Annotated in this window: 17 protein-coding genes; 8 read left to right on the top strand and 9 right to left on the bottom strand. The window is 49.4% G+C overall.

Annotated elements, in window-relative coordinates:
* Window positions 1-35: 35 nt before the first annotated feature.
* The 4 genes from SYK_RS15380 to SYK_RS15365 all read right to left on the bottom strand — a co-directional run bounded on the left by SYK_RS15380 (window position 36) and on the right by SYK_RS15365 (window position 5,650).
* Window positions 36-1,106 carry a response regulator gene (locus SYK_RS15380; protein WP_281761152.1) on the bottom strand — a complete coding sequence of 357 codons (1,071 nt, stop codon included), beginning with the start codon at window positions 1,104-1,106 and terminating at the stop codon, window positions 36-38.
* The gene (locus SYK_RS15375; RefSeq protein ID WP_281761151.1) at window positions 1,099-4,302 is read right to left on the bottom strand and encodes a PAS domain-containing sensor histidine kinase; all 3,204 of its coding nucleotides are present in this window, start codon (window positions 4,300-4,302) and stop codon (window positions 1,099-1,101) included. Before SYK_RS15375 ends, SYK_RS15380 begins: the two co-directional genes overlap by 8 nt.
* A 2-nt stretch (window positions 4,303-4,304) precedes the next feature.
* Complete coding sequence (locus tag SYK_RS15370) at window positions 4,305-5,096, bottom strand: substrate-binding domain-containing protein (protein ID WP_281761150.1); 792 nt, start codon at window positions 5,094-5,096, stop codon at window positions 4,305-4,307.
* Window positions 5,097-5,344: 248 nt separating this feature from the next.
* Window positions 5,345-5,650, bottom strand: coding sequence for a c-type cytochrome (locus tag SYK_RS15365; RefSeq protein ID WP_281761149.1), 306 nt, complete (start codon window positions 5,648-5,650; stop codon window positions 5,345-5,347).
* A 358-nt stretch (window positions 5,651-6,008) separates the two neighbouring features.
* On the opposite strand from SYK_RS15365, the gene SYK_RS15360 reads away from it, so the two are divergent.
* From SYK_RS15360 to tmcA, 7 genes are all read left to right on the top strand, one after another.
* On the top strand, window positions 6,009-6,407 hold the full coding sequence (locus SYK_RS15360; protein ID WP_281761148.1) for a TadE/TadG family type IV pilus assembly protein: 399 nt from the start codon (window positions 6,009-6,011) through the stop codon (window positions 6,405-6,407).
* 2 nt (window positions 6,408-6,409) lie between these two features.
* The gene (locus SYK_RS15355) at window positions 6,410-6,799 is read left to right on the top strand and encodes a TadE/TadG family type IV pilus assembly protein (RefSeq protein WP_281761147.1); all 390 of its coding nucleotides are present in this window, start codon (window positions 6,410-6,412) and stop codon (window positions 6,797-6,799) included.
* Window positions 6,800-6,806: 7 nt separating this feature from the next.
* On the top strand, window positions 6,807-7,979 hold the full coding sequence (locus SYK_RS15350; RefSeq protein ID WP_281761146.1) for a pilus assembly protein TadG-related protein: 1,173 nt from the start codon (window positions 6,807-6,809) through the stop codon (window positions 7,977-7,979).
* A gap of 488 nt (window positions 7,980-8,467) precedes the next feature.
* On the top strand, window positions 8,468-9,727 hold the full coding sequence (gene tmcD, locus SYK_RS15345; protein ID WP_281761145.1) for an electron transfer complex subunit TmcD: 1,260 nt from the start codon (window positions 8,468-8,470) through the stop codon (window positions 9,725-9,727).
* 15 nt (window positions 9,728-9,742) lie between these two features.
* Window positions 9,743-10,402 (top strand): TmcC family electron transfer complex membrane anchor subunit, encoded by a 660-nt coding sequence (gene tmcC / locus SYK_RS15340; RefSeq protein WP_281761144.1) that lies wholly within the window; start codon window positions 9,743-9,745, stop codon window positions 10,400-10,402.
* A 36-nt stretch (window positions 10,403-10,438) separates the two neighbouring features.
* Window positions 10,439-11,755: an electron transfer complex ferredoxin TmcB gene (gene tmcB / locus SYK_RS15335; protein ID WP_281761143.1), complete on the top strand. Its 1,317-nt coding sequence runs from the start codon at window positions 10,439-10,441 to the stop codon at window positions 11,753-11,755.
* Window positions 11,756-11,765: 10 nt separating this feature from the next.
* Entirely contained in the window at window positions 11,766-12,167 is a 402-nt protein-coding gene (gene tmcA / locus SYK_RS15330) for an acidic tetraheme cytochrome c3 TmcA (protein WP_281761142.1), read from the top strand.
* 79 nt (window positions 12,168-12,246) lie between these two features.
* Here tmcA and SYK_RS15325 read toward each other — a convergent pair whose 3' ends face one another.
* Genes SYK_RS15325 through SYK_RS15305 form a run of 5 tightly spaced genes read right to left on the bottom strand, consistent with a single transcriptional unit; the run spans window position 12,247 to window position 17,894 of the window.
* Window positions 12,247-14,820 (bottom strand): PEP/pyruvate-binding domain-containing protein, encoded by a 2,574-nt coding sequence (locus tag SYK_RS15325; protein WP_281761141.1) that lies wholly within the window; start codon window positions 14,818-14,820, stop codon window positions 12,247-12,249.
* 58 nt (window positions 14,821-14,878) lie between these two features.
* The gene (locus SYK_RS15320; protein WP_281761140.1) at window positions 14,879-15,289 is read right to left on the bottom strand and encodes a response regulator; all 411 of its coding nucleotides are present in this window, start codon (window positions 15,287-15,289) and stop codon (window positions 14,879-14,881) included.
* Window positions 15,290-15,312: 23 nt separating this feature from the next.
* On the bottom strand, window positions 15,313-15,687 hold the full coding sequence (locus SYK_RS15315) for a response regulator (protein WP_281761139.1): 375 nt from the start codon (window positions 15,685-15,687) through the stop codon (window positions 15,313-15,315).
* Between the two features lie 12 nt (window positions 15,688-15,699).
* Entirely contained in the window at window positions 15,700-16,131 is a 432-nt protein-coding gene (locus SYK_RS15310; protein WP_281761138.1) for a response regulator, read from the bottom strand.
* Window positions 16,132-16,160: 29 nt separating this feature from the next.
* Window positions 16,161-17,894 carry a sensor histidine kinase gene (locus tag SYK_RS15305; protein ID WP_281761137.1) on the bottom strand — a complete coding sequence of 578 codons (1,734 nt, stop codon included), beginning with the start codon at window positions 17,892-17,894 and terminating at the stop codon, window positions 16,161-16,163.
* Window positions 17,895-18,243: 349 nt separating this feature from the next.
* On the opposite strand from SYK_RS15305, the gene SYK_RS15300 reads away from it, so the two are divergent.
* Complete coding sequence (locus SYK_RS15300; protein ID WP_281761136.1) at window positions 18,244-19,464, top strand: hypothetical protein; 1,221 nt, start codon at window positions 18,244-18,246, stop codon at window positions 19,462-19,464.
* Window positions 19,465-19,505: the final 41 nt, after the last annotated feature.

Below are 19,505 nucleotides of genomic sequence, written 5' to 3'. Positions count from 1 at the left end.
CGACTGCCATATTATTACGGTGGTCGGTCACACATTTATCCCTTTTCTGGATCAGGATGTTCTTTGCGAACAGCCATGATTGCCGGAAGGCTGTCCAAAAACACCTCGACAACCGTAGGATCAAACTGCGTGCCGGACGACTCTTTGATGTAGGCTACTGCTTTCTCCACAGGCCACGGTTCCTTGTAAGGACGATGTGACATCAACGCATCAAAGACGTCACTAACCGTGGCTATTCGGGCGCACAACGGGATATTTTCACCTTTGAGACCATTGGGGTAGCCGTTACCATTCCACCATTCATGGTGACACAGGGCCAACTCCGACGCCATGAGGATAACATCTGACGGATGGTCGCCCATGATGTCACTTCCAAAAGTCGTGTGGCCTTTCATGATCTCCCACTCAGCCTTGTCGAGTGGCCCCGGCTTGAGCAGGATGGCGTCCGGTATGGCTATCTTGCCCACATCATGCATGGGACTGGCGTGAAGAATACGCTCGCACATTTCATTTTCCAAACCCAAACCCCGCGCCAGAATTTCAGCCACCTTGCTCATGCGTATAACATGCGCCCCGGTTTCATTATCACGATATTCACCGGCTCGACCAAGTCGACGAACAATCTCAAGCTGTGCCTCGCTCAAGGCGCGCGTCCGTTCCCGCACCTGTTCTTCAAGGAGATCTCCACGAACTACCTGCCGCTTATAATAATGTCTTGTGACCAACATATTGCGAATCCGAAGCAGGACTTCCCAATGATCAAACGGCTTGGTCAAAAAGTCCTTAGCTCCGGCTTCAAGCGCCCGCTGACGAGTCTGTTGATCCGTCTGTGCCGTCAGAACCAAAATAGGCAAGTAGTCTGACTGATTCTGATCGCGCAACGCAAGCATGACCTCGATCCCGTTCATATACGGCATACGTATATCAAGAAGCAGGAGGTCAAATTTTTCCTTTGCATGCAATTCGACCACCATGCGCGGGTCCGTGGTGGAGGTATAATTATCATACCCCTCTTCTTCGAGAATATCTTCGAGCAGGGCTATATTGGTGGGATTATCGTCAACGATCAGGATACTCGACGAGTAAAGTGTTGTTTTATCAATCATCGTCCTTTCCTTGACTGGCATTATATACATCAATGATGTCCTGCAAAGACACAGGAGAACACAAACTCCCATCTACTCCGACCGCCGGTACCGGGACTTCATCTTCTCCCAGCGTCAACACTGTCGGCGAGATATCACTCCGATTTTTCAACTCCCGGACGTACTCGGCGTAGTCCTGCCCGGCAAAAGCGACGTTGACAACAACTATTTCCGGCTTGAGCAAATCGATAGCCGTGAAAGTTTTTTCCCAGCTCCTTCGAATGACAACGATTACATCAGGCCAAGCTGCCACAAGTTCTCGCATGGAACTGATGCGTTCAGAATTATTATCCACATACAAAATACAAAGATCAGCCGCTCCTGAATCTTTTAACACCATATCCGGCCCCGGCCCGGATATAATTTCTTCTTCACATGGCAAAATGACAGTGAAAGTAGACCCCTCACCCTCCGTGCTGATAAATTCAATGGTTCCATGCATAGCTTCCAACAACTGCTTGGTGATCGTCATACCGATCCCCGTCCCCTCGATGCCGGAGTGCTCTGCCACCATCCGGGTAAAGGGAGTAAACAGCTCACCCTGCTTGTCTGCCGGGATACCGATCCCCGTATCAACCACACGAATTTTAGCCGAACCGCCATGCACTTCAGCCGAAATCCTCACTGCCCCATCTTTGATGTTGTACTTGATCGCATTCGACATCAAGTTGACCAACACCTGCTTGAAACGAATCCGATCGACAATAAGACGCGGCATCGCATAAACGGAATCTTCCACCGAAAAAACGACCCCATTTTCTCGGGCCATATTTTCTGTAAGCATGAGGCATTCATTGACTATTTCCGAAGGAAACACTGGCTCCAGCCGGATGGAAAAACTCCCTGTCTCGATACGAGAAAAATCGAGTATTTCGGAAATCATCTGCATAAGGTGGTTACCGGCCACATGAATTCGATTGGTCTGCTCAATCTGCTTAGGCAATAAATTACCAAACTTGTCCTCCATAAGCAGCTTGGAAAAACCAATGATGGCATTGAGTGGTGTACGAAGTTCATGACTCATGCGAGACAAAAATTCCATTTTTGCCTTATCCGCACTTTCCGCCTGTTCACGAGCCTTCTTGAGTTCGGTTATATTTTCTTTGAGTGCCACATAATTGGTCACCTCGCCCCGATTATTCTTGATCGGAGCCACGATCACGTTTTCCGTGTAAAATTCACCGGCTCGATTTTTATTGATAAATTCTCCCTGCCAAACTTCTCCCCTGCCGATGGCTTCATACATAGCCACGAAACGCGCGGGGTCTGTCAGTCCCGAATTGAGAATGCTCGGATTCTTCCCGACAATCTCTTCCCGGCTATACCCGGTCAGTCGTTCAAACTGCGGATTGACATATTCAATATTTCCAGATGTATCGGTGATAACTATACTAGAAGGATTCTGCTCAATAACCATATTGAGCCGCTTCTGCATCTCCTCGGCCTTGTTGCGGGCCGTAACATCTCGACAGGTAACCAAAAGCCCCCCGATGGCAGGATCCTGAAACATATCCTGCACACGGGACTCCATAGAGAAACTCATCCCGTCCGAACTCACCGCCATATGCTCCAAAGGCTCATCGAGATTCACGGCATCGAGAAAAAACGTATCCGAGGGTTTTTCCAAATGAGTATCTTCACCCACCCGTACGAACTCCCTGAAAGATTTTCCTAAAAGCAAATCGGGAGAATATCCGTAATTCGTCTCAATTGACGAAGATACATAGGTAATGATCCCGTCATTGTTCAAAATAACGATAACATCTCGAATACACTCAATAAGTGTACGAAAATGACGTTCACTGGCTTCAAGTTCCTGCTGAATTTCAACCCGCTGAATCACTTCCTTTTCCAAGCGAAACGTCCGTTCACGAACTTTGCGCTCGAGTTCATCCCTAGATTGCTCCAGCGCACGCAATGCTAAATGCTTCTCCGTAATATCCAAACTGTATTCGATCATCTGAACGACGTTGTCCTGACTATCAAAAATGGGATACCCATGGACCTCTAGGTATTGTATCCCTCTGTCTGACGTTGAAATCTTATGCTCCAGAATAACCGGTTTCTTGGTTTTTCTTACCTCATTAAGCGGACAGCCTCGTTCGATAGCCGAACACGGTTTATGCAGATCGTAATTCATCGAATAACAATGGTCCCCCGCACCAAGAGCTTTGTCTCTAGCTGCTTGATTAGACATGGAAACCGTATAATCATGGACATTGATGACATGAAAAGGGTGCCCGAGAGATTCAATAACTGTTGTCAAAAAATCTGCCTGACGGGCAAATCGCTTTTCCGCCAATCTTCGTTCCGAGACTTCCTGCCGTAAGGCCTTGGTGCGTTTGAAAACCATTCCTTCAAGATTTTCTTTGGTCTCGGTCATGGAGGCCAAAGCTTCGGCTCGTTCATGGATAAGCCGACGAATGTCACGGATAATCCACAACGCAATCAAACCCGTCATAACCAAAAAGAAAGGGACCACAATTGATGCGACCCAATTATAAAAATGAACCTGTCCCTTGCGCTCTTTCTCAGCAAATTTTTCGGATTCAAGGCTTTCTATATACAAACGGTTGGAACTCTCCACCAACCGAGTAAAAAACGGGGCAATCTTTTTGTGATACAGGGCCAAGTCACCCTCTTCTCTTCCATTGGGACTGAGCACCGCTTGCTGCATCACGGCATAATATTCTGTCCGCATCTCTTCCAATCGTGCAAGATTAGTCCGCATTTCGATGGCAGACAAACTTACCTCTCCCTCATTTTCAACTACATGCCGAATCGGCCAGGCAATAATATCCTTATTTCCAAAGTTTACCGAGACCTTGGTAATATACTCACCGCCATGTTCAATGACCGAAACAGCAGATTGCACCAATTCCAGGAGTCTGCCGATTTCGCTGTTTGCGTTGTCCAGCTCTATAACGGATGCAGACAGCAACATATATTGAAACTGATTTTGTAATGAACGGATTTCCTGCTGAACAATAAGGCTGATATGCGTTTTAACACGCAGATTCTGCTCAAAATCAAGAGCATTTTCCTGACTTTTTTCCAAAAGGAAATGAGAAGCAAGAGTCAGGAAGATGCACGCACCGGTCAAAAGGAAAAAGGAATACATCTTCCGTAAAATCGGTTCTCGAAAACTGAAAGCCATTATTAAAAACCGAACCTTTCAAAGACCGCACGGCCTTCGGGAGAGACACAGAGTTGCAAAAAGGATTTGGCCAGTTCTGGATTGGCACTATAGATAAGGCTTGCCATGACCAACGGTTTTGGAGCGATACCTTTAACGGGGATCACGTCAATATAATCAAGATTGTCCTTAAGTTGGGCTACAGCCTTCCAGTTGAGCACGATATCCGCTTTGCCTTCTCGAATTGCGGCACTCAACCCTTTCGAATCCGATACCATGAAAACCGTATTTCGTACCACCTGCTCATAAATATTCATGACCGACAAAGCCCTCTTGGACTCTTTTCCGACAGCACCAAGATCCTCATGACCGATGACAACTGCCAAAGATGGGTCCACAAACTGAACGAGGTCACCCGTTAATTCCCTAGGATTACCCTTGGCCACAAAAATTACCAGTTCATTATGCCCGACCATCCCGCTATCGACCACTTGCCCGTCGGCTTCCATGGTATCAACAAATGTCTTGAAGCCAGGAAAAAAAATGTCACCCACATGGTTTACCTCAATGGATTTGGCTAAATCCTGAGAACCACCAGAGGTCATCTTCACTGTAACATCGTGTGTTGCCTCAAACCGCTTGGCAAGTTCCATTATCGGAGAAATCATCGTAGACCCACAAAAGACTATCAAGGTCTTCCGATCTTTATCCGCATCAGCACGACGGCTGCACCCAGTCCCGCCCTGCCACACGAACAGAAGGAGTACGAAAAATCCCAAAGCCGTGCTTTTTCTCATTGAAAATATACAATCCATTTAACCAACTCCATAACTCCGTGCTATTTTCCGGGCCGACAATCCAACACCCGGCATGCTCATGCACATCAGGTTGCCGAAAAGACACTCAGCGATACAAAACCTCAAACCCAAATTATCGGGCTCCTCACATAAGCACGGTGCAAATAACCATTGAACCTATCAATTATATTATTCACTTAAAGCACAAACGCCCGCACCTCAACATGGCGCGGGCGATATTTCTGTATATCAGATAATTTCAGGGGTTACATGGAGCCTATATACTCCGCGATGGCATTGATTTCCTGCCCTTTGAGCTTGCTGGCAATACGTATCATGGTCTTCTTTTTCTTTCCGCCATACGAACCATCGGCGTACCCATTCATTTTCATCTCGATCTCCCCACTACTCTGCCCTTTAAGAACGACACCGCCGCCGGATTTAGACGATTCGGATCCGTCACGATGACACTTGGCACACCGTTTTTTGTACAAAGCTCCACCGTCAACGGCAAAAGCTGCGGTCACGCCGAAACAGAAAATCACGGTCAGTATTGCAAGAATCTTCTTCATGGTGGCCCTCAATATATAATATGTTAACGACATTTCACTATAAAAAGTAAATCAAAACCACTTTTACTGTAAACAGGATTATTTCCTATATACCCACAATTCATCCGATCTACAACTCCCAAAACACCATTGGTTGTCTAAAACACACTCCATCCAAAATAGAGCTCTCATCAAGGCGACTCTATAAATGCTGGATTTTATAAAGCATTCACATGAGGAGCTCCTCATATATTCTTAAAACATCTTTCATTTCAAGCAATTAAAATTTCCAAAACCCCAACAAAACAATGGCATGTCTCTTGCTTATTTTACATTAAATAAAGTCGCATTACGACAAGCGTCGTAACCAGGAGCAACAATGAAAAAGAACAGACAAACTCAGTCCAAACAAGGATTAGCAGCCATAGAAATGGCCATGTTGTTCCCGATCTTCATGATGTTACTGGTCGGCGTCATGGATACTGGCCGATTATACTGGACACAAAGTGTTGTCCGTGACGCAGCCTTCGAAGGAGCTCGTACAGCCATTCTTCACGAAAGCACCACCAGCCAAATTGAATCGGTTGTTACCGAAGAACTGGTGTCAGGCGGAATTAACCAGTCTTCATCTGTCGTGATCAGCGACCGCCAGGCGTCACAACCCGTTGAAGTCAAAGTTTCTGTCCCCTTCGAGTTTTATGTCATCGATAACCTGCTTCCATCTCTGGAAGGGCCGACCAACATTTCGGCTGCGGCTGTCATGATTCATGAGAGGTAACCATGCGCAAAAATAATACAAAGAAACAAGGCGCCATGGCCCTTGAATTCGCCCTTCTTATGTCACTCTTACTCATCCCGCTAATTACAGGCATGTGGGATGCGTCTCAATTAATAGACATGAATCAAATTTTAACCCGCGCAGCAAGAGAAGGCGTAGTCATGGCCTCACGTGGGAATGACCCTGTTGCCCAAGTGCAGGCCTTTGTCGAATCTGCAGGGCTTGAATCAAACAACCTTGTCGTGGAAATAGAGCTCGGACAGGATGACCCTGAACTCGGTCAGGAAATTGCCGTAAGGCTAAATTACAACCTCTCTGGAAGCACCGTACTTCCATGGGAAGAACTCATGCCGGACGGCATCTCCATAGTTGCCTACGCCAAAGTGGAGTGATGCCATTATGACCATTTTACGTAATCTTTTTTCCCAACAACACGGCGTGGCCAGCATTCTCGTCGGTATGTGCATGGCCGCCTTGATGGGGATGTGTGCCTTGGCTGTAGATATAGGTCGAATCTATATCAAACGTGGCGCAATTCAGACAGCTGCCGATGCCGGAGCACTGGCCGGAGCCAATTCTCTTATGGCCGAAGGAAGCGACATAGAAAAACTCAGGGCCATTGTCACAAAATACGCGGAACGAAACCTGACAGCGACGGATATTCCGAACGAATCAGTGACGCCGACAGACATCGTTTTCCTGAGAGATGGCGTGCCTGATGAGGACCAGCCTAATCAAGTCGAAGTCACCGTCACTCTCAATGAAGCCCAAGGCAATCCATTCCCACTGTATTTTGGTAAGGCTATAGGTATTCCCTTCGCAAACATTCAAGTCGTAGCCCGTGCAGGTATCGTCGGCATCTGCTCCAGCAAATGCATCAAACCTTTTGTTGTTCCCACCAAATTCACATGGAACGATTCGGCTGCCCCTGCCACCAAGTACTACGAAAACGACAGGATGGACGTGGAAAGCGTTCAGGAACTCGACTCGGTAGAAGTCCTCGGATACACTCAGGACGACGTCGGCACCCAGATCATTATCAAACCGGGCGACCCAAGCTTGGCCATCGCTCCCGGGCAGTACAATCTTATAGATTTGCCACCCATCAACAAAGGCAATCCGACAACGGGTGCGGCTATGGTCAAAGAAAATATTGAAGGGTGTACCGGCTCCAACAGTGAATATCCTGTTGAACCAGGCGACGAATTGTTGATCGAACCCGGCAACTCGGCTGGCCCGGTCAAAGCCGGAACCAACAACCTCATTGGACTTGATCCCTACGCGGCATGGGACACATCAACTAACTCCATTGAAGGCAGCTCCTTTAGTGATCCTCTCGACAGTCCTCGCGTCGCCATCATCTCCTTCTATGACCCTCGCTACCCGCCAACAGGCGGTAGAAATGTCATTACAGTCTATGAGCTTGGTGCCTTTTTCATCGAAAATGTCGACAGCAATGGTAATGTGACAGCCCGATTCATGAATACTGTAGCGGTTGATCCAGAACCAGGTGGTTCTTCGGACTGTCTTCTACGCATAAGCCGACTCATGCTCGACTCCAGTCGACAATAGGGACAGTACTTTATAACTCGAAGGGCGATTTTGCATAAAGCAAAATCGCCCTTTTTCATCGGCAATTTGGCACCGATTTGGTGGGTTTTTATCTCACGCAAAACAGTGCTTTTACTCTGAAAAGAATGGACTATTTACACTGGCTATGGTTATAGAGAACCATGTCGCTGGTCCGCGGGATGACAAGAGCCTTGAATCGTCAGATATATCAGACGATTGAATGGCTGTTCAGTCATGCAAGGATCACGGCTTCAGCTGGAAACAGCCATGGATTGGGGTGCGTTTTTGGGAAGGGATGCACGCCATCGATCCGAAATAGTGAAAACACTGTTCCGATCGTATTAAATCCTCTGATGTTGAACTCGTCATGGATGTGGCCCGGAAAGGTCCAATTATGACGATTTCTACCACACTGCTTTATTGGTCTGCCTTGCATGAGCGAGGCGCATTTGCCGTAATAAACACGGCGTCACACACAAGGGGGTGCTATGGGAAAAATCTCCTCATGGGATTGGGAAACCGGCCAGAAAACGGTCGTTAAATCCCTTTCCCCGCTCGAAGGGCACGGATGGCAGGAAGAGCCTTATGTTTCACCTGATGGCGAAACACTGGCCGCAATCGTCAAAGTAGGCGACGGCGAATTCTCCGTTCGAACCAACGACTCGGTATGGGAAAACGTTTACGAAAAGATCTGGTATCCGAAATTTACACCGGATGGAAGACTGGCCACTATCTGTCAACAAGACATGGAGTGGGCTCTGACCGTGGACGACACAATGGTCGGCGAAGCAACCGATTACATCTGGGACACACTCATCAGCGAAGACGGCTCCGGTATTGCTACCATGCACAAGGGCATGGAACGGTACTCCATGGCCTTGAACGGTGAGCCGTGGGAAGAAACCTATGACAACGTCAACCAGCCTGCACTGTCTCCAGACGGATTGCACACAGCTGGCGTTGCGCAGGTAGAAAAAATGCCTGCAGCTGACATTGAAGCTTTCAAGCGCGGCGCATATTCTGTCGTCGTTGATGGAAAGCCTTGGGCCGGACGCTATTTGAACGTCTGGACTCCGACTTTCAATGCAAAGGGTGACACTGTTGCCGCACAGGCACGCGTCACTGTTTACGAAAACACCATCGTCGTAAACGACAAGCCGTGGGCCCAAACCTTTAATCAGGTATGGGAACCCAACTTTAACCCTAAAGACGGCACCATCGTCGCTCCTGTCCGTATTGAGGGCAAATGGGGCGTCGCTCGTGATGGCGTTGTTATCTGGGAACCCCGTTACGCCCAGTGTCTGGAACTCCAGCACTCGGAAGACGGCAGCAAGCTGTGGGCTATCGTTGCCACTGGCTATGGTCAATTCACCGCTGCCTGCGATAACGCCCCTTGGGACACCACGTACTCCACCGTTACCGATCTGGTAATCAGCCCTGACGGCAAACGGGCAGGCGTACTGGGAAGCGAATACAGCGCAAACTTCGAAGTTGTGGTGGATGGTAAAGCCTGGGCCGGCTCGTACGAAATGGCTTGGCCTGTCACTTTCTCCGCCGATTCCAAAAACGCTGCCACCATGGTCGAGAAAGACGGCAAACGCCGCATTCTGGTCAATGGCAAGCCGTTCGAACGAGACTTTGATCATGCATGGCCTCCGGTCTTCAACGAAGACGGAACCAAAGTGCTCATCCGCGCCATCGAAAACAACAGCTACATCCGCATTGTTGCGGAAGTGGATAAATTCTAAGCGAAGGGAGACGCAATGACTGATTTGTATACTTTCGTCACCGGCCCCCTCGCCTGGGTTGCTTTCGGCATCTTCATCATCGGTTCCATTTACCGTCTGGTGAGCATGTATGCTTTGGCCAAGGCCAAAGACGGCTCCTCTCTGGCTTACATGAGCTGGTACTACGGACTGCGCTCCATCCTCGCATGGATGGTGCCTTTCAAATCCCAGGGCTGGCAATCCGACCCCCTCGCGACCGTGACCACTTTCGTGTTTCACATCGCGTTCCTTTTGGTGGCCGTGTTTCTGAACGCCCACGTGGTTCTTTGGGACACCGCATTTGGTATCAGTATTCCGAGCCTGCCCTCCTACATGGGAGATGTCATCAGCTTCGTGGCCATCGCTGGCTGTGCGGTTTTCGCATACCGCCGATTGACACTGCCTCACGTCAAGGGCGTGACCCGCTGTCAGGATTGGTTTGCCCTGATTCTTGTTGTGATGCCATTCATCACTGGCGTTCTGGCCTACCATCAGGTGGGTCCGGTTCTCCTGATGACTACCTTGCACGTAATCTTCGCAGAACTTCTTATTGCGCTGATTCCGTTCACCCGCCTGAGCCATGCATTGTTCATCCTGTTCACCAGGGCGTACATGGGTTCCGAGTTCGGTGGCGTTCGCCACGCCAACGACTGGTAGGCCACAACTAATCAAAGTAACGCGAGGTTATGAATAATGAGTATAACTGACAGAATAATATCCGATGTCGGCCTTGAAGCCGGTATCGCCGGTCTGACCACCGAAAGAATTCAGGAAGTGGTCACCAAAACGCTTGCCGGCGAAACCGGAGCAAAGCTGAAAGCGTACAAAGAGACGTGCATGCGTTGCGGTCTTTGTTCGCAAGGCTGTCACTTCTACATGTCCCACGATGAGGATCCGAGCTACTCCCCAGTGAGTAAAGCTACGGAGACAATGTACGAATTGATGGACACCAAGGGAAAGGTTACCCCTGAGCGCATCTACGAGATGGCCCAGATCGCCTTCACCGAATGCAACCTGTGCAAACGGTGTGCGCATTACTGCCCAGTGGGCATTGATATTGCGTACGTCATGATCACAGTCCGCCGTATCTGCTACCTGCTGGACGTTGTCCCGCAGTACATCCGCGATACAGCGCACTCTCACTCCTCCACCATGAACCAGATGTGGGTCAAGGATGATGAGTGGATCGACTCCCTGCAATGGCAGGAAGACGAAGCCCGTGATGAGTTCCCGGACCTGCGCATTCCTCTCGATAAGGAAGGAGCAGACGTCTACTACTCGGTCATCGGTCCCGAACCGAAGTTCCGTACCCAGCTCATCTATCAGGCTGCCGCCATCATGAACGCAGCCGGTATTGACTGGACAATGCCGTCCCATCCCGGTTGGGATAACTCGGACATGTGTATGTACGTGGGAGACTGGGAAAACATGGGTCGCATTAAACGCGCCCACTACGAGTCTGCTCAGAAGTTGCGTGTTAAACGCATCGTCATGGGCGAATGTGGTCACGCCTTCAGGTCTATCTATGACATGGGCAACCGCTGGCTCGGCTACAAGGAAATGCCCATTCCTGTCATCCATGCCATCGAATTCTACTGGGATTTGATTCAGGAAGGCAAACTCAAGATCACCCATAAATACGAAAAGCCTGTCACCATTCAGGACCCGTGCAACGTCATTCGTGGCCGCGGTCTGATGGACAAGCTCAGAGACGTAGTTCACTACCTCTGTGAAGAGGTCGTGGAAATGACTCCCAACCGTGAGCACAACTACTGTTGTTGCGCCGGTGGCGGTGTCATCAACTGCGGTCCGCCGTTCAAAAACACACGCATGAAAGGCAACCGGGTCAAGGCTGAACAGCTCAAGAACACCGGAGTCAAGGATATCGTTATCCCATGCCACAACTGCCACGGCGGCATTGAAGATATCATCGGTTATTATGATCTCGGCATGCACGGAAAGTTCATCGGCGATATCATCTACGAACTGATGGAAAAACCGGAAGTGTAAGGAGGACGCCATGCACAAAAGAAATACCATTAAGCTTGCGGCCTCCATGCTGACCATCCTTGCGCTGGTCATCGCATACATGGCTCCGGCCGCCTTTGCTCAGGACGACATGACAATGATCCCCGTGGACGCATTCGCCAAACTCGAACGCCCGCAGGTCCCCTTCATGCATGACGCCCACAATGAAAAGGCAGAATTGGAAGACTGCGTTGTCTGTCACCACGGTATCACCGATGACGGCAAGCAGGACCTTGAAAACTCCAGCGAAGGCGAAACCTGTGCATCCTGCCATGAGGTAGAACGCACTGACGGCGGCACTCCGCTGATGCGCGCCTACCACAAGCAGTGCATTGATTGCCACAAGCAGCAGGCCAAAGGCCCGGTTGCCTGCGGCGAATGCCACACTAAGTAGACGATAGGCTTACTGAATATGAAAGGCCCCGGAAGCATCGCTTCCGGGGCCTTTTTCTTGCTATATGACCTCAAGACAATCAATCAAACATCGCAAAATCCTTGAGGAACCGAGCCTTGCGTCGTGCGACTTCGGCCTTATTGGTCATGATCATATCAAGCTGACGGGTGTGCGTGATGAGATAGCCAAGAATTTTCAACCGCCTGCCCATGGCCTTCCGAGGAAGCCCTTCAGCTCGGGCGAACATATTATCCTGACGAACACGGACACGAAATTCCAGTTCTTCCAATAGATCTCCCACGAAACGAGCACGCAGAATGCGCCGTTCCACATTGGCAGCTCCACCCTTGAATTGAAAACTGGCGTAATTCTCGCTGGTCCGATCTGACACCAGAGATTCGACACCACAAAAATGAAAACCGAAACGAGATTGCAGCGAACAATAATTTTTGGAAATCATGAAATAATTTTTCTGCGTATACCGAGTGCCGGATGACGGATTCAAATCCGGATTCATGGTAGCCTCAAACATGACCGACATAAGCCCCTTGGTATGAACCGGCGGGGGGCCTTCCCACTGAACTGCCTGCATCCCTTCCCACAAGGCATGCATGGGGTATGAGTCCACATGTTTGAGCAAAATACATTGGTCAGACCTGTTCTCTCCTTCCGGCAAGAAACCGTCGTCAAGATTTAACACCCAAAACTGTTTGGGGACATCGCAAATAAGCTGACGACTCGCAGCTTCAATAAAATCGTTGTCCGTGCCAAACTCGAACATTCCAGCTACGCCCTTTTCATGACAATACCGCATGATGTCGTGCAGGGTCTTACAATTCTCCGGCTTGAATTCCGGGGATTCCGGGTTAGTCAGATTAAGACGAACAATATGACGCGCCGCTTTCCTGAGGGCTCCCTGCACAGGACTCCCGCGCATAATCCGTTCTCTCGGTTTTTCCACGAGCAATGGTTCAACCGCTCCATCATACACCGCGTGGCCATCGGCATCCACTGTAAGGATATGACCGTTCTCAAAATTCCCGACCACACCTTTCACACCAAACAGCGCAGGAACGCCAAATTCTCTCGCAACATTCGCCAAATGACCGGCCATGCCACCCTGCTCCGAAATCAACGCACTGCATCGATCAAGCAACGCCGCACGACTGGGTAAAGCATGTTTAAGAATTAACACCCCGCCGTCAGGGAAAGACAAAGCATCCACGTCTTTCCTTACAGAATATGCAGGACCAACCCCAACACCGGGACTGGCTGTTCGTCCACCGGATAAGACCGGCTTTGGCAAATCGGCAGCGGATGGATGGGCAATTTTGGCGGACTCGATCTGCATAAGCGGCCTGCATTGCAACAAATGGAAGACGCCATCCGGCGTCATGGCCCATTCTATGTCTTGAGGTGTGCCAAATTGTTCTTCAATCCGTACAGCCTCACGGGCAATTGTCGCGGCCTGTTCATCAGTCAAGGAAGGTTCGCACCGTTGCTCCTCCAGCAAACTTTCGCGACAAACGCCTTCCTTGGGGCTACACACGAACATATCGGGCTTTTCAGCAACAATACGGTCGTTCACAACCAGAGAATCACGATTCACCAAAAACACGTCAGTCTCAGCCGTGCCATCGACAACTGGCTTGGGTAAACCCCAAACAGAATGAATAGAAACGGAATCGTCCCGCACGTTGACCGGATTCCGGGAATAGGCCACGCCCCCGGACATGGCGTGAACCATGGTCATGCACCCCACACTCATGGCGACATCTTCGTCCCTGATGCCGCGATTCATGCGATAGGCCATGGCTTGTCTTGAAAATTTAGATGCCAACACTTCCTTATAGGAATCCAACAATGCTCCACGGTCCACATTGAGGACGGACCGATACTGCCCAGCATATGATGAACCTTCGACATCTTCACCCAAAGCACTGGAACGAACAGCCAGATCCGGCAGTTCGCCAAGTCGCTCGCTCAACCGATCATAAGCGGCCAAAATTGTTTCAGCCAAATCATCGGGCAATCGGGTTTCCATGACCAGTTGCATTATATCCGACGAGGTTCGAAACAAAGCCTCTCTATCGTTTCCATCAGTAGCCTGAATGAGTCGCGCCACTTCCGGCCGCAATCCGCCGGCTTCAACAAACCGTCGATACGCCGCCACAGTAACCACGAATCCAGCAGGAATATTCAACCCGAGACTGCTCCCTGCCTCACCGAGCATGGCCATCTTGGGACCGCACAAATCCGCATGATCCCGTCCAATTTCTGACAAATCAAAGACGAGCTCTCCGCTCATCACATGTTCTTCCGGCGCAAGCGCTGTCATGATACGCTCGTTGATGGACTGCATGGCGATCATAAGCTCGTCGTGCCCTTTGTGATCCAGTTCACCCAAATGACGGACCATTTGAAAAATAGATGTTGAAATTCGAGTGCACAGAGTGTTGACGTACTCCATTCCATAAGGAGTAAAACCGCGCAGGGCTTCCTCCAGCTCACCTATCAATTCATGGGCGCGCGTGTTGGCCTGAATCAAAAGACGAAAATGATCATATCGCGCCGCAAAGACCCGACGAATCTCTGACAATTCTTCAGGGGTTTTCTTTCGCGCTCTCCACGGCAACCAGTCAAGAAAGCCCATATGGCCTCCGTCGACACAGAAAATACATTTTCAGGGAAAAATAGATCATGATTGGCCGCTACTGACTGTGTTCCTTGGCCGTAATTTTTTCTTCATGATGCCGTTTACGAATGGAGGCATCCTCAAGCTTATACAACAACTCCTCGAACTCCACAGGCTTCATCAAGTAGTCAAACGCCCCCAGTTCCATACCGTTGATGGCAATATCCATGCTAGCGTGTCCGGTAAGCATAACTACTTCGACCAATGGGTTGATCAGTTTAAGCTTATGCAAAGTTGTCAGGCCATCCATGCCGGGCATCTTGACATCAAGCAAAACGACATCCGGCTCAAATGATTCGAGAATTTCAAGAGCTTTTTCGCCCGAGTCTGCTTCCTCAACAGTCATTCCCCGCCTGCCGAGCCTTTTACCCAGCGTCTTACGGAAACCCGCTTCATCATCCACGAGAAGCACCTTGATGCCTGCCATATACACTCTCCATCATTTGCCAATTATGCCTGATCAACGGCCTGGCGAATCTTTTTCAACAAATCATCAAGGTCACACGGCTTAAGCATATAGTCGAATGCGCCATATGCCACACCTTCCCGCGCCGCCTGTTCACTCCCATGACCGGTCAGCATGATAACCGGCAATTCAGGAACCATCTTCTTAAATATCTGCAAGACTTCAATACCATCCATGTCCTCCAACTTGAGGTCAAGGACAGCCACATCGAAATCCCTCCCTCTCAAGACCTGTATGCCTTCGGCCCCACTGATGGCAATGGTCACGTTAAGCCCACGCTTCCCCAAACGTTTCTGTAAAACTTCCAGAAAACCGACTTCATCATCCACCAAAAGAAGGCGAATGGGCGCATCACTCATCAAGCATCCCTCCTAATCGCCCCTTCGCAGGACAATATGTCTGGCACGGGCTTCATGAATTTTGGTTTCATGAGTTTGTTTCTTGTCATAGGCCTCATCGACTTTGACCAACAATTCTTCAAGATCACACGGCTTCATCATGTAGTCGAATGCACCGGACTTCATACCCTCGATAGCGGACTCCACCGTTGCATGACCGGTCAACATGATGACCTCCACCAACGGGAATTCCGATTTGACCACCTTCAAGGCCTCATTGCCATCCATACCGGGCATCTTGACGTCCATAACCACCACATCAATAAAATGATTAGCGGCCAAGGCATCTATACCCTCCTGTCCGCTGTAGGCGATGGTCACCGTCAGGCCACGATTGTCCAACCGCTTGGCCATAGTGTCAACAAAACCCTGTTCGTCATCGACGAGAAGAATATTCGCAGGCATATGTTTCCTCCAGATTCACCGGGACCTCGTCATGATGCCCCATGTTCATTCATTTTAAAATCACACGCACCTCCATCCTCGCCTTCGGCCACCGGCAAACGGATGGTAAATTTCGTTCCTTGATCCACAGCGGAATTCACCGCAATGGTGCCGTCCATCTTGTTAATAATACCGTATATTATGGACAGCCCAAGGCCAGTCCCCTTACCCACGGGTTTCGTCGTAAAAAACGGATCGAAAATACGCGACAGATTGGCCTGCGGAATACCGCAACCGGTATCGGCAATGGAAACCATCACTGTATTATCTTCCACACGAGTCATAATGTCGAGATTACCACCGCCCGGGTCCATGGCGTCAATGGCGTTGTTGACCAAATTAAGAAAGACTTGCTGCATCTCTGACGGACTGGCTTCTACCGGAGGAATGCTGTCACCAAGACTGGTTTCAATCACTACATTGGCATACTTGGCCCGCTGCTCGGAAAGCTGCACAATTTCAAGAACCAGTTCGTTGAGGCAAACAGACTTAACCGTGGGATCGATCTTCCGAGCGAAGCTGAGCAGTTTATGGGTAATTTCCTTACATCGCCCCCCTTGAGTCCTAATCTGATTCAAGGCGCGTTGTACCTCTCGCTCATTATCATCCTCATCCAATCCCTCTTCAAGCAAATCCTGAATCCACCCGGCTTCTTCCACCATGATTGCTACTGGATTATTGATCTCGTGGGCGATACCTGCGGCCAATTCTCCTACAGATGCCAGCTTGCCAGCCTCAATAACCTGTTCATTCATGATATCCTTTGCCGCATCCGCCCGGGCCACCTTACGCGCCATGCGCTTGCTCATGAGATACGCCATGACCGCAATAGAAATTCCACCAATTAACAGAACTACCAACGCCAGATTCCTGGATCGGTTCAAATCGGACATGGCATCTGCCACATCCTGTTGATACACCATAATCCAATCGCCATTCTTGATAGGACTTGTCACGAATATTGTCTCGCGCCCAGTGGCTGGATTGGTCTCGACAGTCATGGCCGCCCTGCCTCTCACCAGACCGGATCGCTCAGTCATGGCCACAGCCATCTGACGCAGGAACGGGACCTCAGCGGTCATATCCCGACGCGGGGTGGTCTGAAACTCAGCCTGTCTATTAATGATATAGGCCAAACCGGTTTCACCGATACGGATATCTTCAACCAGCTTGTTAAAAGCAATAAAATCGAGGGTGGTCCGTAAAACCCATTCCTGCCCATCTTCATCAAGCAACAAGGCGATAGTAAAATGTGGTACTCCGCGAAGCCCCAGGCCCACGTCACTGACATGGACCTTGCGCTTTTTGGCAGCCTTGAACCATTCCTCTTCGGAATAGTTCACACCCTGAAGCTTGTATGGCCCTGCATACGCGACCTGAATTCCCTCACTGTTGACCATGCCCAAATCCACAAAATCACTGCCATGACCACGAACAAGCGCATCATGCAAGGCCTGAAGGCTGGCTGGATCGTAGAGTTTACCCAACTCAATAATTTCAGCAAGAACCTGAATTTCAGCGACTTTTTCTTCAAGATATGAAGCCACCGATTGGTCGTGCTTCAGCACCAACTCACGTAAATGAGCCTCAACCTTTTCTTCATAAACAATACTGTATTGATAGCCAGCGATAAGAACGATGCACAAAAGTGGAGCAAAGGAAACGAGTATGATGGTAAACATCATACTCTTGGCCAACCCATGGTAATAATGCGTATCAGACATTCTCACTCCGAATCACGGGGAAACGCCACAGGGGGTAGGGGAGCCATGTCAAAGCAGTCAAAACACCACATGGATTCCTTCACTTAAGTGCATTATAAAACCATTTTACCCCATAAATCAACAACCCCTACTTTTTTCTCACAAAAACAGCGTCCCATACTCGGAAATACAAAATAGTACTTAACGGATAAAAAAAAGGCCCACGCACACAAAAAATATGATTCTTTCAACAGACAAATGTTCAAATATATGTTTAAAAAATAGTAAATAATGGTTGCATATTTCCTATCGCATGATGAATATACTCATAAAAATACATCATTCAGAGCAAAGTATACGGACATTCGCCATGAAACTACACCTGCCAATCCTGCTCATGACACTGCTTATCCTTTTCGGATGCGGAGGGGGAAGAAGTGTAAACAGCCCCCAGCACCCCAAGCCTTTTTTCGTGACCAAAACGACCAAGGAAATCGAAAATCCGGAACACATGGGGCCACAGGAGCTCCAGGCTGCCGTCATGGCGTACGCCGATACAACCAACACACTCATGGGTGAAGCCGCTGCAATCATAAACGCAATTGGCACGCCACAGGCAAGGCTGACCGCAGCCCGAATGTTGGTTTTCAACCTTTCCAGTAATACGGAAATAGCAGCCGGTCCTTATCCGGGCGTGTCTTTACTGGACATGACTGTCATTGCCACCCTTCGACGCATGGTATGGGAAGACTTCTGGATCCCCGAAATTTTCGGCGAAGAAGGAAAACCCGCCCTCTCCATCATCCAAGAGGCTGAAAAAGATATTTGGGAAGTGGCTAATAGGATAATGCCACCAGCACAAATAGAAGAACTCAAACGAGTTATTATGGCATGGCGTACGAAATACCCAAACAAAATCAGTGTCAACTACGTTCGTTTTGAAGACTTCGGCGAACTCGGTCTCAAACCGTCCATGCGTAAGCTCATCGCGCCGGGCGGACTTTTTGCCAGTGTCGAAGAAGCCGCACGGGTGGCGCAAGACATGAAGCTAGCCATTGACCGAGCCTTCTACCTCGTTTCCCGGATGCAACTTCTGGTTAATTTCCAAATCAGACTTGCCTATCTTGAAATGGTCTTCCAACCGGAAGCAAACGGACTCATTACTTCCACGGAAAAGATGGTCGGCCTGTCCGAAAGATATGCTGATATCGCTGAGAGTCTCCCCAAAGAAATGAGCGCCGAGGCCTCCAAGCTCATCAACCAACTCTTTGTGAACCTCTCGAAGCAACGAGATGAAACCCTGACCCAAACCTTAACTGGCCTGACTACATGGCAGGACGACATGATTCACGACGTTATGCTCAATGTTTCCGTAGAACGTGAAGCAGCAATCAGCCAAGCCATGGCCGGACTGATCAAGCAACAGGACGTTTTGTTCGACAGGGTCGACGAACTGGTCGACCAAGGCAGTGGAGAGATGGAAGAGATGCTGAACCACGCATTCATGCTCGGCGTCATGCTCATCGTCATCTTTTTTGTATTATTGACCTTGTACAGAATATTCATCGTCGGAATAATTGGGAGGAGATAAACCCCACTCACTCATAGACTTCCCGTTCTTTGTCGACCTCT

This window comes from Pseudodesulfovibrio nedwellii (assembly GCF_027923765.1).
GTDB lineage: Bacteria > Desulfobacterota > Desulfovibrionia > Desulfovibrionales > Desulfovibrionaceae > Pseudodesulfovibrio > Pseudodesulfovibrio nedwellii.
This window is presented reverse-complemented; position numbering and strand designations above follow the sequence as displayed.

Coding starts and splice junctions, on each gene's coding strand:
- SYK_RS15380 (WP_281761152.1), bottom strand. CDS start 1,106: ATGATTGATAAAACAACACTTTACTCGTCGAGTATCCTGATCGTTGAC.
- SYK_RS15375 (WP_281761151.1), bottom strand. CDS start 4,302: ATGGCTTTCAGTTTTCGAGAACCGATTTTACGGAAGATGTATTCCTTT.
- SYK_RS15370 (WP_281761150.1), bottom strand. CDS start 5,096: ATGGATTGTATATTTTCAATGAGAAAAAGCACGGCTTTGGGATTTTTC.
- SYK_RS15365 (WP_281761149.1), bottom strand. CDS start 5,650: ATGAAGAAGATTCTTGCAATACTGACCGTGATTTTCTGTTTCGGCGTG.
- SYK_RS15360 (WP_281761148.1), top strand. CDS start 6,009: ATGAAAAAGAACAGACAAACTCAGTCCAAACAAGGATTAGCAGCCATA.
- SYK_RS15355 (WP_281761147.1), top strand. CDS start 6,410: ATGCGCAAAAATAATACAAAGAAACAAGGCGCCATGGCCCTTGAATTC.
- SYK_RS15350 (WP_281761146.1), top strand. CDS start 6,807: ATGACCATTTTACGTAATCTTTTTTCCCAACAACACGGCGTGGCCAGC.
- tmcD (WP_281761145.1), top strand. CDS start 8,468: ATGGGAAAAATCTCCTCATGGGATTGGGAAACCGGCCAGAAAACGGTC.
- tmcC (WP_281761144.1), top strand. CDS start 9,743: ATGACTGATTTGTATACTTTCGTCACCGGCCCCCTCGCCTGGGTTGCT.
- tmcB (WP_281761143.1), top strand. CDS start 10,439: ATGAGTATAACTGACAGAATAATATCCGATGTCGGCCTTGAAGCCGGT.
- tmcA (WP_281761142.1), top strand. CDS start 11,766: ATGCACAAAAGAAATACCATTAAGCTTGCGGCCTCCATGCTGACCATC.
- SYK_RS15325 (WP_281761141.1), bottom strand. CDS start 14,820: ATGGGCTTTCTTGACTGGTTGCCGTGGAGAGCGCGAAAGAAAACCCCT.
- SYK_RS15320 (WP_281761140.1), bottom strand. CDS start 15,289: ATGGCAGGCATCAAGGTGCTTCTCGTGGATGATGAAGCGGGTTTCCGT.
- SYK_RS15315 (WP_281761139.1), bottom strand. CDS start 15,687: ATGAGTGATGCGCCCATTCGCCTTCTTTTGGTGGATGATGAAGTCGGT.
- SYK_RS15310 (WP_281761138.1), bottom strand. CDS start 16,131: ATGCCTGCGAATATTCTTCTCGTCGATGACGAACAGGGTTTTGTTGAC.
- SYK_RS15305 (WP_281761137.1), bottom strand. CDS start 17,894: ATGTCTGATACGCATTATTACCATGGGTTGGCCAAGAGTATGATGTTT.
- SYK_RS15300 (WP_281761136.1), top strand. CDS start 18,244: ATGAAACTACACCTGCCAATCCTGCTCATGACACTGCTTATCCTTTTC.